The organism is Vibrio sp. 704, assembly GCF_033339295.1.
The window spans coordinates 1-618 of the sequence record NZ_JAWOUH010000635.1; the positions used below are offsets into that span (position 1 = coordinate 1).

The 618-nt window shown below is 42.2% G+C and carries 2 pseudogenes; both read left to right on the forward strand.

Annotation, left to right across the window (positions count from 1 at the left end):
• Positions 1 to 283 (forward strand): annotated as a pseudogene (murC, locus tag R7R24_RS28215) (UDP-N-acetylmuramate--L-alanine ligase); the annotation flags it as partial.
• Positions 284 to 473: 190 nt separating this feature from the next.
• A pseudogene (locus R7R24_RS28220) lies at positions 474 to 618 on the forward strand (cell division protein FtsQ); the annotation flags it as partial.

Genomic DNA, 618 nt, shown 5'->3' on the forward strand with positions numbered 1-618 from the left:
TGCAAACGTGCTTGAGCAGGTTGATGTATTGATCATGCTTGACGTGTATGCCGCGGGTGAAAAACCAATTGCTGGCGCGGATGGACGCTCTTTGTGCCGTACGATTCGCAGCCGAGGTAAAGTAGATCCGATTTTTGTTCCAGAAATCGAGCAATTACCATCAGTTTTGGCTAACGTTATACAAGACGGCGACCTAATTTTAACGCAAGGTGCTGGTGATGTTGGTAAAGTTGCCAAACAGCTGGCTAATCTTGAGTTAAATATAAACAAGATGCTTGGATAAGTCAGAGTGATGACGCAAAGGACAGATAAGACTCAGATCTCGATTTTGCGTCAAGATCGTTGTGATTTATTGTTATCAGTGTTTGATAGTTTACAAGAGCTCAGTATAATCCCAAGGTTAAAGTCAATACTTTTGCCGATACGATATTATGCGGTGAAAAGTACACGACAAAAGTCAGGAAACGAAGACGTTGTTGAATATTGCACTTAATGAAGAGCGACTAAACACGGACAATAACCGTGGTCGCCAAGATAAAATCTTGGGTGCGCTATTTTTCGTTGTGGTTGTGACCTTAATTAGTTCTGTTTTGTACTCGGCGATCAGTTGGATGTGGG